Consider the following 13,249-nt stretch of genomic DNA (forward strand, 5'->3'; position numbering starts at 1 on the left):
GTCAGGCGTCCTCCAGTTTGAATTCGATGGGTACGATCACCCAGCTCGCGACCGGCGTGTCGCCCCGGCGGGCGGGCACGAAGCGCCAGTGGGCGACGGCGGCGCGGGCCGCCTCGTCGAGCCGTTTGTGGCCGGACGAGTGGTGCAGTTCGATGTCCAGCGGCGTGCCCTCGGCGCTCACGTGCACGCGCAACTGCACCGTTCCCTGTTCGCCCATGCGTCGCGACAGGCGCGGGTAGCCGGGGCGCGGGTTGTTCAGATAGGCGGCGTCGAACCGGGCGCTGGTCACCGGCGGCGGTGCGGCGGGGGCCGGGGCCGGGGCCGGGGTCGGTTGGGTCGGCGCGACCGCCACCGGCGGAGGCGGCGGCGCGGGCGCGACCTCGGGTTCCGGCGGCGTCGGTTCCGGGGTCGGTTCGGTGATCGCCTGCTTGGGTTGCGGGCGCGGCTTGGGCTTGGGCTTGGGTTTGGGTTGCGGCTTCGGCGGTGGCGGCTTGCGCACCACCGGCTCGGGCGGCGGCGGCACCGGCTTGGGCGGTTCCGGCGGTGTTTCCACCTTGGGCGGCGGCGCCACCGGTGCCGGCGCCGGGGGGGCCAGCAGGGCCACCTCGATGGTCTCCGGCGGCTTCGGCGGGGTCACGTCCATGTGCATGGCAATCACCGTGAACAGGGCCGCGTGCACGCCGACGACCACGAGCAGCCGCCCCAGGGCGGACAGCCGCTGGGCGGGCGTGGGCGGTGCAGGGCGTAGGTTCAGGGTGGTGGTGACCATGGGGCGGGATTGTAACCCCGCAGGGGAAGCTCCGCCCGCGGCGGCGCGGCGCAGCAGCACGACCGGTGTCATGGGTCAGGCCGGTGCGCCGATGCGGATGAACTGGTCCAGGGCGATGGCGATGAGGGTCAGCACGGCAAAGATGCGTATGGTCGGCGTCAGGTGGGGCGCGGGGGCGGGCATGGGCGGTCCTTGGATCGATGGGGCCGGCATGCCCACGCGCCCGTTACCGGGCGGGCCCGGCCGTTCAGCTCGCGCCGTTGTCCGGATCCATCTGCGACTGCAGATAGTTGGGCAGGCTGACCTTGTCGATCAGTTCGATCTGGGTTTCCAGGTAGTCGATATGCTCTTCGGTGTCTTCCAGGATGTGCTCGAGCAATTCCCGGGAGACGTAGTCCTTACAGGACTCGCATTCGGCGATGGCCGCGACGAGATCCTCGCGGGCCGTGCTCTCGAGCTTGAGATCGCCGGCCAGACATTCGGGCACGTTCTCGCCGATGAGCAGCTTGCCGAGGTTCTGCAGGTTCGGCAGGCCTTCGAGAAACAGCACCCGCTCGATGAGTTTGTCGGCGTGGTGCATCTCTTCGATGGACTCCTCGTACTCATGCTTGCCCAGCTTGGCCAGCCCCCAGTTCTTGTACATGCGTGCATGCAGGAAATACTGGTTGATGGCGGTCAGCTCGTGGGTCAGCTGGCGGTTGAGGAGTTTGATGATGTGCTTGTCGCCCTTCATGCTGCGGCCTCCTGCATCGAGAGAGTGAATGACGCGTCCATGCCTGGCTGGTCGGTCGCGGCATCGAGGCAGGCCTTGGCGTGGCAGGCGCAGGCGCCGCAGTCGGCACCGACGCCCAGACAGCCGCGCAGGTCGCGCATGCGCCGGGCGCCGTTGCGGGCGGCGTGTTCGATATCGCGTTCGGTGACGGCATTGCAAACACAGACGTACATTCGAGTTTAGCCTCAGCAATCGGTTTCGACTATTTGGTCAGGATGAGTTTGCCGGCCCGGGTCTCTTGCAGCCGGTAGTGCACACCCTTGTGTTCGATGGTCACGCTGGCGCGACCCTGCAGCAGCTGGGTGCTGGCGATCGGCGTGTCCCGGGTGGGGGTTCCCGGGGCGGTTCCGTCGGCCGGCAGGGGGCGGCAGGGGTTGGGCTCAGTGGGCATTGAACAGTGACAATGAAAATACGAACGATTCGCATTTAATCAAGTTCCTGGCGTGTCGTCAAGCCCGGATCGACATCGGTCGTCATGCCCGCGGCCGGACACGGCTCGGGGTATAGTGCCGGCATCCAGCCGGGCGTCGTGCCCCGGGGTCGGGAAGCAAGGAGGGAGTGATGTCGACTGTCGTCAGTGCACCGCCGCAGGCGGTGGTGCCCGTGGCCGGTTCGTCGGACGTGTTTCCGGTGCGCCGCATCTATTGCATCGGCCGCAACTACGCCGCCCATGCCCGCGAGATGGGCGGTGCGCCCGATCGGGAGCCGCCGTTCTTCTTCTGCAAGCCGGCCGATGCGGTGTACCCGCTGGGCGCCGAAGAGGCGCAGGACTGGCCGTATCCGTCCATGACCGCCGACCTGCATCACGAGATCGAGCTGGTCGCCGCCATCGGTGCGGGCGGGCGCGACATCGTCGTCGAGGCCGCGCTCGATCATGTGTGGGGTTACGGCGTGGGGCTGGACATGACCCGGCGCGATCTGCAGGCGCAGATGAAGGCGCAGGGGCGCAGCTGGGAGGTGGGCAAGGCTTTCGATCACGCGGCGCCGATCTCGGCCCTGCGCCCGGCGAGCACGATCGGCCATCCCAAGGCGGGGGCGATCTGGCTCGACGTCAATGGCGAGCGCCGCCAGTCGGGCGACCTGGCCGACATGATCTGGTCGGTGGCCGAGGCGGTGGCGGAGCTGTCGCGCTACTTCCTGCTCGCCCCGGGGGATCTGCTCATGACCGGGACGCCGGCGGGGGTGGGGGCCGTGCGGCGCGGCGACGTGCTGCGCGGTGGCGTCGAGGGCGTGGGCGAGATCGCACTCACGGTGCGGTAGGGCGGGTTGCGACCCACCATCGCAGGGGTTGCCCGGGCCGGGGTGATCAGCCCTTTGCCAGCCGCTTGATCGGGGTCGAGGTGGCGACCGTGCCTGCGCTGGCGAAGGCTTCGACGTTGGCCTCGATGGTCTCCGGGTCGTAGAGGTAATTGACCATCAGCCCGAAGGACTGCTTCAAGCCCTTCTGCGAGCTGTCGCCCATCCAGTTGATCCGTTCGATGCGTGCGCCGTTGCCCAGATGGAAGCGCGCCACCGGATCATAGGGCTGCCCCTTGCGGTCGCGTGCCTGGCACAGGTAGCGTGCGGCGGCGCGGGTGAGCGGCCCCTGGAGCACGCTCGCGAGCCCGGGCTGCTCGAGCCAGCGGTCGTCCTCGAGCAGGGCGGCGAGGGCCTTGAAGTCGGCGGCTAAGATCCCGTATTCGGTCAGCTTCTTCCAGTCGGCCTCGGAAATGGCGTCCTCGAGCAGGTCGGGCTGCTCCGTAAGCCAGTGACGCAGCCGCGGGACCGGCGACAGGGTGGCGAATTGCCTGAGGCCGGGCAGGTCGCGCTTGAGATCGTCCACCACCCGCTTGAGCAGGAAGTTGCCGAAGGAGACGCCGCGCAGCCCCGCCTGGGTGTTGCTGATCGAGTAGAAGATGGCCGTGTTGGCGTGGGCCGGGTCGGCCACCGGCGCCATCTCGTCGAGCAGCTTCTGTACGTTGTCGGCCAGCGCGTCCACCAGCGCCACCTCGACGAAGATGAGCGGCTCCATGGGCATGCGCGGATGGAAGAAGGCGTAGCAGCGCCGGTCGGCGTCGAGGCGGTTCTTCAGATCCTTCCAGGAGCGGATCTCATGCACCGCTTCGTACTGCACCAGCTTTTCGAGCAGGGCGGCGGGGGATTCCCAGGTGATGCGCCTGAGCTCCAGGAAGCCGACATCGAACCAGGCGTTCAGACGCGCTTCGAGCTCCCGGTCCAGGGCCTTGAGTTCCGGGTCGTCCTTGAGGAAGCGCAGCAGGTCGGCGCGCAGGTCGACGAGAAACTTCACCCCCTGGGGAATCGCGTTGAACTGGGTGAGGATGCGGATGCGCTTGGAGCGCATCGCCGCACGCAGGCTGGCTTCGGCGTTCCATTGGCCGGGCGTGCCCACGGCGGCCTGGTAGGCCTCGTGGGCCGCGGCGACCTGTGCCGGATCGGGGCCGAATTCCAGCGCGATCATGCGCAGGAAGGCATGGCGGCAGCTGTCGTCCAGCTCCAGGTAGGTGTGGGCGAGGCGCGCGGCCCGCTGGCGGGTGCTGACCTCGCCGCCGGTGCCCTCGGCGCATTCGCGCAGCTGCTCGCGGATGCGGTCGAGATCATGGGCTTCGAGCCGGGCCTGTTCCTTGCCACCCCAGGAGATGATGGCGCGCATGGCGTTCAGCCCGCGGGAGACGAGATTCGACATGGAGACCTCCAGAGGGCGGGCCGATCTCGTGGATCAGCGCGCCGGGTCGGGTTGTGCCTTGACGAGCAGGACGATACCGATGACGACCATCGGCACGCACAGCCACTGGGCGGTGGTGATGTCGGGCGTGATCCAGGTGAAGATGCCCGGGTCCGGCGTGCGGAAGAACTCGGCGGCGAAGCGCAGCACCCCGTAGCCGATCAGGAACACCGCCGAGGTGGCGCGCAGCGGGCGCGGTTTGCGGCTGTACCACCACAGGATGGCGAACAGGAGCAGGCCCTCGCCGGCCATCTGGTAGAACTGGGAGGGGTGACGCGGCAGCGGGTCCACGTGCGGGAACACCATCGCCCAGGGCAGGTCGGCGCTGGCGACGCGCCCCCACAGCTCGCCGTTGATGAAGTTGCCGACGCGCCCGGCCGCGAGGCCGGTGGGCACCAGCGGCGCGATGAAGTCGGTCACTTCCCAGAAGCCCTTGCCATGGCGGCGGCCCCAGAACCACATCGCCGCGAGCACACCCAGAAAGCCGCCATGAAAACTCATGCCGCCCTTCCACACCGCGATGATCTCGGCCGGGTGGCTGAAGTAATAACCCGGCTGGTAGAACAGCACCTCGCCGAGGCGCCCGCCGAGAATCACGCCGAGCACGCCGTAGAAGAGCAGGTCGTCGAGCTGCTGCGGTGTCCACGCCAGGTCGGGGCGGCGCCTGATGTGCCAGCGGCCGAGCAGCATGAAGAGGATGAAGGCGACCAGGTAGGTGATGCCGTACCAGTGCACCGACAGCGGGCCGATCGAGAACGCGATGGGGTCGATCTTCGGATAGACGAGCATGCTCAGTCTTCACCCAGGCTGGTCTTGAGGGCGTTGAGCTCCGCGCGCAGCGCCGCCACCTCGGCCTCCAGGGCCTCGACGCGGGCGCCCAGGCCCGAGCCGCCTGCGCCGCTGCTGCCCACCGAGGCGACCACCGTGTCCACGTCCACCGGGCCGCACATCAGGTGCACGTAGCGGGTCTCCTTGGTGCCCGGTGCGCGCGGCAGCGGCATGACCATGGGTGGATACTTCTCTTCCAGGTGGTCGAGCACGGCATGGACGGCGGCCACGTCGTCGAAGCGGTACATGCGTTCGCTGCGGGTGCGCAATTCGCCGGCGGTTTGTGGGCCGCGCAGCATCAGCAGCGCGAGCACAGCCTGCTCGGCCGGCGGCAGGGAATGGCGCAGGCGCACCAGATGTTCGTACTTGACGACCCGGGCGCCCTCGCGCCGCCCGACGAGGCCGCGTTCGAGCAGCGAGGCCACCGCATCGGCCACCTCGGCTTCCTCCAGGCTCATGACCGGATCGCGTCCGGTGAGCTGGTTGCAGCCGGTGGTCAGGCCGTTGAGGCTCAGGGGGTACTGGTCGGGGGTGGTGTAGCTCTTTTCGATCAGCACGCCGAGCACGCGGGCCTCTTCGGCGGACAGATCGTAACCTTCGCTGGTGTCTTCGCTCATGCCAATTCCTGAACCGTGGGATAGACCGGGATGATAGCCGAGCGACGCCGACCGGCGCTAAGACGCGTCGAGCGCGTCGCGGGCCAGATCGATCAGCGCCCGGGTGGAGGTGTCCGCATCGTCCGGGTAGCCGCCCTCGTCGAAGGCCGTCTCGACGCGCCGGGCCAGGTCCTTGCCCAGCTCGACGCCCCACTGGTCGAAGCTGTTGACCTGCCACAGCACGCCCTGGGTAAACACCTTGTGCTCGTACATGGCCAGCAGCGCACCGAGGCTGTGCGGGGTGAGCGCATCGAGCAGGAGGGTGTTGGTGGGGTGGTTGCCGTCGAAGGTCCGGTGCGGCGCCAGTTCGCGGATGCGCGCCTCGTCGAGGCCGGCGGCGCGCATTTCGGCGCGGGCCTGTTCGGTGGTGCGCCCCTGCATCAGCGCCTGCGCCTGGGCGATGCAGTTGGCGAGCACGATGCGGTGATGGTGGGGCGGGCTGTTGGGGTTGTGCAGGCTGACGATGAAGTCGGCCGGAATCAGCCGGGTGCCCTGATGCAGCAGCTGGTAGAAGGCGTGCTGGCCGTTGATGCCGCTGTAGCCCCACACCACCGCCCCGGTCTTGGTCTCCACCGGCGCGCCGGTGCGGGTGACCGACTTGCCGTTGCTCTCCATGTCCAGCTGTTGCAGGTAGGCCGGCAGCTGGCGCAGGCCGTGATCGTAGGGCGCGACCAGGTGGGTGCCGGCGCGCAGCCCGTTGATGTACCACACGCCGATGAGCCCGAGCATGACCGGCAGATTCTCTTGCCAGGGGGCGGTGCGGAAATGCTCGTCCATGGCGTGGGCGCCAGCGAGCAGCTGGTCGAAGGCATCGGGGCCGACGGCGAGCATGATCGGCAGTCCGATGGCCGACCACAGCGAGTAGCGACCGCCGACCCAGTCCCAGAAGCCGAACATGTTGGCCGGATCGATGCCGAAGGCGGTGACCTTGTCGGTGTTGGTGGACACCGCCACGAAGTGCTTGGCGATGTCCGCTTCGGAGGCGCCCTGGTCGAGGAACCACTGGCGCGCGGTGGTGGCGTTGGTGAGCGTCTCCTGGGTACCGAAGGACTTGGAGGCGACGATGAACAGGGTCGTGTCCGGATCGAGGGTACGCAGCAGCCCGGTGATGCGCGCGCCGTCCACATTGGCGACGAAATGGGTGCGCAGGCGGGGGTGGGAGAGCGGTCGCAGCGCGTCGCACACCAGCCGCGGGCCCAGATCGGAGCCGCCGATGCCGATGTTGACCACGTCGGTGACCTCGCGCCCGGTCCGCCCCTTCCAGGTGCCTTCGCGCACGGCGGTGGCGAAGCGTCGCAGCTTGTCCAGCTCGGTGTGAACGTCGGCCACCACGTTGCGCCCGCCCACCTCGAGCACCGCGTCGCGCGGCATGCGCAGGGCCACATGCAGGGCCGGGCGCTGCTCGGTGGCATTGATCGGCTCGCCGGCGAACATGGCGTCGATGGCGCCGCGCAGGTTCATCGCCTCGGCGAGGGTGAACAGGGCGTCCAGACCGTCGTCGTCGATGCGGTTCTTGCTGTAGTCGAGCCGGATCGATCCGACCCGGCACTGCATGCGCTGCGCGCGCTCCGGGTCGGCGTCGAACAGATCGCGCATCCGGTGGCTGCGCACGGCATCGGCGTGGGCTTGGAGACGGTGCCAGGCACCGTGACGGGTAGGCGGGGGCATACGGCGTTCCGAGGGTGACGTCATTGCGATGGGGCCCTATTCTAGGCGAGCCCATGCGGACCGTCACGGTCGTACCGTAAGTCGATGTGTGCGCCGCAGCATGGCCGGCACGGTGCGCCCGAAGCGGCAGCCACCAAGGTACAATGACCGGCTAGCCCCGAATCGTGGAGACAGTCCAATGCCCCAGTATCGTTCCCGGACCTCGACGGCCGGTCGCAACATGGCCGGCGCCCGCGCCCTGTGGCGCGCCACCGGCATGAAAGATGGCGATTTCGAGAAACCCATCATCGCGGTGGTCAATAGCTTCACCCAGTTCGTGCCCGGCCACGTGCACCTCAAGGACCTGGGCCAGCTGGTCGCGCGCGAGATCGAGGCGGCCGGCGGCGTGGCCAAGGAGTTCAACACCATCGCTATCGACGACGGCATTGCCATGGGCCACGGCGGCATGCTCTACAGCCTGCCCTCGCGCGACCTGATCGCCGACAGCGTCGAATACATGGTCAACGCCCACACCGCGGACGCCATGGTGTGCATCTCCAACTGCGACAAGATCACCCCGGGCATGCTCATGGCCGCCATGCGCCTGAACATCCCGGTCGTGTTCGTCTCCGGCGGGCCCATGGAGGCCGGCAAGGTGAAGTGGGAGAACAAGGTCATCGCCTTGGACCTGGTGGACGCCATGGTCAAGGCCGCCGACAGCCACTGCTCCGACGAGGAGGTCGAGGCGGTGGAGCGCTCCGCGTGCCCGACCTGCGGCTCCTGCTCCGGCATGTTCACCGCCAACTCCATGAACTGCCTGACCGAGGCGCTGGGTCTGTCGCTGCCGGGCAACGGCACCGTGGTGGCCACCCATGCCGACCGCAAGCGCCTGTTCGAGGAAGCCGGCCGGCGCATCGTCGAGCTGGCGCGCCGCTACTACGAGCAGGACGACGCCTCGGTGCTGCCGCGTTCGATCGCCACCTTCGAAGCCTTCGAGAACGCCATGAGCCTGGATGTGGCCATGGGCGGGTCCACCAACACCGTCCTCCACCTGCTGGCCGCGGCCCAGGAGGCCGGGGTGAACTTCACCATGGCCGACATCGACCGCATCTCGCGGCAGGTGCCCTGCCTGTGCAAGGTGGCGCCGGCGGTGCCGGACGTGCATATCGAGGACGTGCACCGCGCCGGCGGCATCATGGGCATTCTCGGCGAGCTCAACCGCGCCGGCCTGCTGCACAAGGACGCGCACACGGTGCACGCGAAAACCCTGGGCGAGGCCCTGACCCGCTGGGACGTGATCCAGGCCCACGACAACAGCGTGTTCGACTTCTACCGGGCCGCTCCCGGCGGGGTGCCCACCCAGGTGGCCTTCAGCCAGGATCGGCGCTGGAACGAACTGGACATGGATCGCTCCCACGGCGTCATCCGCGACAAGGCCAGCGCCTTCAGCCAGGAAGGGGGGCTCGCGGTGCTGTACGGCAACATCGCCGAGAAGGGCTGCATCGTGAAGACCGCGGGGGTGGACGAGTCGATCTGGACCTTCACCGGCCGGGCTCGCGTGTTCGAAAGCCAGGAGGCCGCGGTCGAGGGCATCCTGGCCGACCGGATCGTCGCCGGCGACGTGGTCATCATCCGCTACGAAGGCCCCAAGGGCGGCCCCGGCATGCAGGAGATGCTCTATCCGACCAGCTATCTCAAGTCCAAGGGCCTGGGCAAGTCCTGCGCCCTGCTCACCGACGGGCGCTTCTCCGGTGGTACCTCCGGCCTGTCCATCGGCCACGCCTCGCCGGAAGCGGCCTGCGGCGGCGCCATCGGCCTGGTCGAAGAGGGCGACACCATCGAGATCGACATCCCCAACCGGCGCATCCACCTGGCCATCAGCGACGACGAACTCGCCAAGCGTCGTGCCGCCATGGATGCCAGGGGCGCTACCGCCTGGAAGCCCGCCAGCCGTGACCGTGTCGTCTCGGCGGCCCTGCAGGCCTACGCGGCGCTGACCACGAGCGCCGATACCGGCGCGGTGCGGGATATCTCACAGGTGTTGCGCTGAGGCGTTCCTGGCGTGCCCCGACGAACAAAAAGGCCGCGGAAGCGGCCTTTTTGTTGAGCCCCATCACTGACTAGACTGGGAACATGCGGAGCTGAGGTGGCTCCGGATTCTGGTGTTGGCCAGGGAGGACTCACCATGGACGAGACCGAACGCGGAGCGCGCCTGCTGCGCTTTTGGCCCTGGGTCGTGCGTCTGGCCTACGGGCTGGCGGCGCTCAATCTGGTGATCGCGCTGTTCGTGCGGACGCTGGGTAGCCGGCTGGATCCGGCCTTTGCCGATCCGCATGCCTGGCTGCTATTCGTGGTGACGTCCGCCTCGCTGGCTGCACAAGCCTTCATGATGGGGTATATCCAGCGCGTCTTGCGCCGGGAGCAGGAACCCGCGCGTCACGATGCGCCCCGGCGCCGGGTGCGGGCGCAGATGTCTCATCCGTTGCAGGCCGGGCGCCATGCCTCGCGGCATCACCGAATGGGATCGCCAACCGCGTTCGCGCGCATCCATCCACGCTTTGGCTGAACCGCGCGGCGCCTACTGGGCCGGTCGGGCTTCGCGCTCGATGGCGCGCCGGGCGGCGGGTCGGTGCCAGTGGTGTTCCATGTAATCGACGAGCAGCGCGGGCACGATCTCGATCCGTGCGGACTGGGCCCAGGCCAGGCAGTGGGTGATCACGATGTCGGCGATCGAGAAGCGGTTGCCGGCGACGTAAGGTTTCTGGCCGAGGTGGCGTGCCAGCAGGGCGCAGGCACTGGCGAACTCCCATTTGCTGGTCTCTTCGATCTGCGGCACGCGCCGGGATTCGGGCAGCACGAAGCGGTGCTTGGCGATGGTCCACAAGGGCGGTTCGAGTTCGGTGAGGCCGAACATGAGCCACTGCAGCACGTCGGCACGCGCCCGGGGCTCATCGGTGCCGGGAATCAGGCGGGCATGCGGATACTTGTCCGCCAGCCACATGAGGATGGCGCCCGATTCGGTCAGCGCGGTGCCGTCCTCGACCAGCGCGGGCACCTTGCCGGCCGGGTTGATGCGGAGAAAATCCGGCGAGCGCCCGGCGCCCCGGAACAGGTCGATGAGGATATAGGCGTACTCCGCCCCGGCTTCCTCGAGCGCCCACACCATGCGCATGGAGCGCGAATTGGGGCAGCCATAGACAGTCAGCATTACCTGCTCCGGAGGTCAATGGAGGCGTCATTGTAAGAGTGTTGACCGCGCTGTCGAGTGCCGCGACCGAACCGGTCCCGTCAATGCAAGAGATCACCCCGGGGGGTGATCTCTTGTCCCTGGCATGCGCTGCCAGGAGGCGTGCAGGAGGCAGGCGATTCTGCCTGCCGCCGACGGTCAGGCCTTCTTGCGACGCACGGCGGCGGCGAAGGCGCCCAGACCGAGCAGGGCCAAGGTGCCCGGCTCCGGTACATTGTTGCCAGGCTCTCCCGGGATCACGCCAGGGCCTTGGCCAACATCGATCAGGGAGGCGTCGATCCCTTGCGTGAAGTCGTAGTAGTTGTCGTACGGATCAACGTCCTGGATCTGGAACACCACCTGTTCAGTGGCCACGATGCTGTCGAAGATGTTCTGCAGTGTGGTGGCGTCAGAGATGTAGAACCAGCCCGTGTCGAGGAGGTTGTCGCGGAAACCGCCGCCGCTGAAGCCGGCGCCGCCTGCAGCACCCAGCCCGTCGGTGTTCTCGGCATTGACCCCGTCCCAGACGCCTGCGGCAATACCGTTGACCAGCAAGGTCAGGTCGCCGTTGTCGTCGAAGTTGCCCGCGGCGCTGTCGCCGTCAAAGAGCGTGAAGCGGATGGCCAGTCCCGTCAGGCCACCACCGAGCTGGCTGGTGATCGAGCTATCGAAACCGGTCTGGATGCCGATGGTGAACGGGTTACCTTGGTAGGCCGTCGGGCTGCCGGTGTCAGCGAAGCCGATGAACAGGGACGAGGCTGCCGTCTGGCTGACCACTTCGTTGGTGTTGGTGCCGACCGCGTCAAACACGATTCCACCGACGGTCGAGGCGCCGACGGTCGTCACGTCGAGCCCGGTCGGCGAGGTGCTGGTGAATGCGGTTGCATGAGCGAGCGAGGCAGCGGAGGCCAGAGCCATACCTGCCAGAATCGTCGTGATTTGGGATTTCTTCATGAGAAGCTCCTGGTTCTAGAAAAGCGCTGCTGATGATTTCGTGGTTTGCACTGAGCAAAATCAGTGCCAAAAAAATAAAGTCAAAAAAAACAATTCGTTGGAATGCGTTGCCTTCGTTCTTTGGGTGGGTGTGTAAGTATTTTCGACGCAGAAATGCAAATATCATTGAAGGGGCCATGGCAAGTCTGTGGTGATTGCGGGGGTGGCCGGAGCGATCACTGAGCCTGGCGGCGAGGGGGAGATCGATCCGTGATTCGGAGACGTTGCCGGCTCGTCCTGCCGCCCCGGGTCCCACCGGCATCCCTCGCACGTGCAGCCTCGACGGACCGTCAGCGCCGGGTCGATGCGAAGGATGTGGATGTCGAGCGCTCTGCTCGTGATCAGAACTGGTAACACGGTTTCCGCCGGTGGTGATCACTCGTCTGCCATCTTCGCGGCAACCCGTTGATGTAAAGCGGGTTTTTGGGGTTTTCTCATATTGGCACGGATCTTGTTTTGAGTGGCCGTAGGTGCGTGTCCGGTTCAACGGGCGGCGCATCGAATAACACCCAAAGGGAGACGCCCGATGACCGAAACCTTCTACGAGGTACTGCGCCGCCAGGGGATCACGCGCCGCAGCTTTCTCAAGTTCTGTTCGCTGACCGCCACATCGCTGGGGCTCGGCTCGGCGTTCGCGCCGCGGATCGCCCACGCGCTCGAGACCAAGCCGCGCACGCCGGTGCTGTGGCTGCACGGCCTGGAGTGCACCTGCTGTTCGGAGTCGTTCATCCGCTCGGCGCATCCGCTGACCAAGGACGTGGTGCTGTCGATGCTCTCGCTCGACTACGACGACACCCTCATGGCGGCCGCCGGGCATCAGGCCGAGGCCATCCTCGAGGAGGTCAAGCGCAAGTACAAGGGCAACTACATCCTCGCGGTGGAGGGTAATCCGCCGCTCAACGAGGACGGCATGTACTGCATCCACGGCGGCCGTCCCTTCGTGGAGGTGCTCAAGGAAACGGCGGCCGACTGCAAGGCGATCATCTCCTGGGGCTCTTGCGCCTCCTGGGGTTGCGTGCAGGCGGCCAAGCCGAACCCCACCCAGGCCACGCCGGTGCACAAGGTCATCCATGACAAGCCCATCATCAAGGTGCCGGGCTGCCCGCCGATCGCCGAGGTGATGACCGGGGTGGTCACCTACATGCTCACCTTCGACCGCATGCCCGAGCTCGACCGCCAGGGTCGGCCGAAGATGTTCTACGGCCAGCGCATCCACGACAAATGCTATCGCCGCCCGCACTTCGACGCCGGCCAGTTCGTCGAGGAATGGGACGACGACAACGCCCGCAAGGGGTTCTGCCTCTACAAGATGGGCTGCAAGGGGCCGACCACCTACAACGCCTGTTCGACGGTGCGCTGGAACGAGGGGACGTCCTTCCCGATCCAGTCGGGGCACGGTTGCATCGGCTGCTCCGAGGATGGCTTCTGGGACAAGGGCAGCTTCTACGACCGCCTCACCGACATCAAGCAGTTCGGCGTCGAGAAGAACGCCGACGAGGTGGGCATGACCGCCGCCGGCGCCGTGGGTGCCGTGGTGGCCGCCCATGCCGCGGCGTCCGCGCTCTCCCGGGTGCGTAACAAGCCGGGTTCCGACATGCCGAAGGGAGACAAGTGATCATGGGTGTTTACGAGACGC

The 13,249-nt window shown here is 67.3% G+C and carries 14 protein-coding genes; 4 read left to right on the top strand and 10 right to left on the bottom strand.

Translation table 11 applies throughout. The features are described from left to right. Nucleotide 1 precedes the first annotated feature (1 nt). The 4 genes from G3580_RS03835 to hemP all read right to left on the bottom strand — a co-directional run bounded on the left by G3580_RS03835 (nucleotide 2) and on the right by hemP (nucleotide 1,932). The gene (locus G3580_RS03835) at nucleotides 2–769 is read right to left on the bottom strand and encodes an energy transducer TonB (protein ID WP_228720762.1); all 768 of its coding nucleotides are present in this window, start codon (nucleotides 767–769) and stop codon (nucleotides 2–4) included. 247 nt (nucleotides 770–1,016) lie between these two features. Beyond that, nucleotides 1,017–1,502, bottom strand: a complete 486-nt coding sequence (gene bfr / locus G3580_RS03840) for a bacterioferritin (protein ID WP_173764009.1) — start codon at nucleotides 1,500–1,502, stop codon at nucleotides 1,017–1,019. Further along, entirely contained in the window at nucleotides 1,499–1,714 is a 216-nt protein-coding gene (locus G3580_RS03845) for a (2Fe-2S)-binding protein (protein ID WP_173764010.1), read from the bottom strand. The genes bfr and G3580_RS03845 overlap by 4 nt, the downstream gene beginning before the upstream one ends. A gap of 29 nt (nucleotides 1,715–1,743) precedes the next feature. Further along, the gene (gene hemP / locus G3580_RS03850) at nucleotides 1,744–1,932 is read right to left on the bottom strand and encodes a hemin uptake protein HemP (RefSeq protein WP_173764011.1); all 189 of its coding nucleotides are present in this window, start codon (nucleotides 1,930–1,932) and stop codon (nucleotides 1,744–1,746) included. Between the two features lie 170 nt (nucleotides 1,933–2,102). Here hemP and G3580_RS03855 point away from each other — a divergent pair, with 170 nt between their 5' ends. Next, nucleotides 2,103–2,801, top strand: coding sequence for a fumarylacetoacetate hydrolase family protein (locus tag G3580_RS03855; RefSeq protein ID WP_173764012.1), 699 nt, complete (start codon nucleotides 2,103–2,105; stop codon nucleotides 2,799–2,801). 46 nt (nucleotides 2,802–2,847) lie between these two features. Here G3580_RS03855 and G3580_RS03860 read toward each other — a convergent pair whose 3' ends face one another. The 4 genes from G3580_RS03860 to pgi are packed head-to-tail and all read right to left on the bottom strand — an operon-like array spanning nucleotide 2,848 to nucleotide 7,415. Then, nucleotides 2,848–4,224, bottom strand: a complete 1,377-nt coding sequence (locus G3580_RS03860; protein WP_173764013.1) for a malonyl-CoA decarboxylase — start codon at nucleotides 4,222–4,224, stop codon at nucleotides 2,848–2,850. A gap of 33 nt (nucleotides 4,225–4,257) precedes the next feature. Further along, nucleotides 4,258–5,052: a prolipoprotein diacylglyceryl transferase gene (gene lgt, locus G3580_RS03865; RefSeq protein WP_173764014.1), complete on the bottom strand. Its 795-nt coding sequence runs from the start codon at nucleotides 5,050–5,052 to the stop codon at nucleotides 4,258–4,260. A 2-nt stretch (nucleotides 5,053–5,054) separates the two neighbouring features. Continuing rightward, on the bottom strand, nucleotides 5,055–5,708 hold the full coding sequence (locus tag G3580_RS03870; protein WP_173764015.1) for a YceH family protein: 654 nt from the start codon (nucleotides 5,706–5,708) through the stop codon (nucleotides 5,055–5,057). A 57-nt stretch (nucleotides 5,709–5,765) separates the two neighbouring features. Beyond that, the gene (pgi, locus tag G3580_RS03875) at nucleotides 5,766–7,415 is read right to left on the bottom strand and encodes a glucose-6-phosphate isomerase (protein ID WP_173764016.1); all 1,650 of its coding nucleotides are present in this window, start codon (nucleotides 7,413–7,415) and stop codon (nucleotides 5,766–5,768) included. Nucleotides 7,416–7,593: 178 nt separating this feature from the next. Between pgi and ilvD the strand changes: the two genes are divergently transcribed. Together ilvD and G3580_RS03885 are read left to right on the top strand one after the other, a co-directional pair. Then, the gene (gene ilvD, locus G3580_RS03880) at nucleotides 7,594–9,444 is read left to right on the top strand and encodes a dihydroxy-acid dehydratase (protein WP_173764017.1); all 1,851 of its coding nucleotides are present in this window, start codon (nucleotides 7,594–7,596) and stop codon (nucleotides 9,442–9,444) included. 135 nt (nucleotides 9,445–9,579) lie between these two features. Further along, entirely contained in the window at nucleotides 9,580–9,960 is a 381-nt protein-coding gene (locus G3580_RS03885) for a hypothetical protein (RefSeq protein ID WP_173764018.1), read from the top strand. Nucleotides 9,961–9,972: 12 nt separating this feature from the next. On the opposite strand, the gene G3580_RS03890 is transcribed toward G3580_RS03885, so the two are convergent. Then, complete coding sequence (locus G3580_RS03890; protein ID WP_173764019.1) at nucleotides 9,973–10,602, bottom strand: glutathione S-transferase family protein; 630 nt, start codon at nucleotides 10,600–10,602, stop codon at nucleotides 9,973–9,975. Between the two features lie 177 nt (nucleotides 10,603–10,779). After that, complete coding sequence (locus tag G3580_RS03895; protein ID WP_173764020.1) at nucleotides 10,780–11,574, bottom strand: PEP-CTERM sorting domain-containing protein; 795 nt, start codon at nucleotides 11,572–11,574, stop codon at nucleotides 10,780–10,782. Between the two features lie 565 nt (nucleotides 11,575–12,139). Here G3580_RS03895 and G3580_RS03900 point away from each other — a divergent pair. Next, nucleotides 12,140–13,228 (top strand): hydrogenase small subunit, encoded by a 1,089-nt coding sequence (locus tag G3580_RS03900; RefSeq protein ID WP_173764021.1) that lies wholly within the window; start codon nucleotides 12,140–12,142, stop codon nucleotides 13,226–13,228. Nucleotides 13,229–13,249: the final 21 nt, after the last annotated feature.

Origin of the sequence: Nitrogeniibacter mangrovi (assembly GCF_010983895.1) — a bacterium.
In the GTDB taxonomy this organism is placed as follows: Bacteria; Pseudomonadota; Gammaproteobacteria; order Burkholderiales; family Rhodocyclaceae; genus Nitrogeniibacter; species Nitrogeniibacter mangrovi.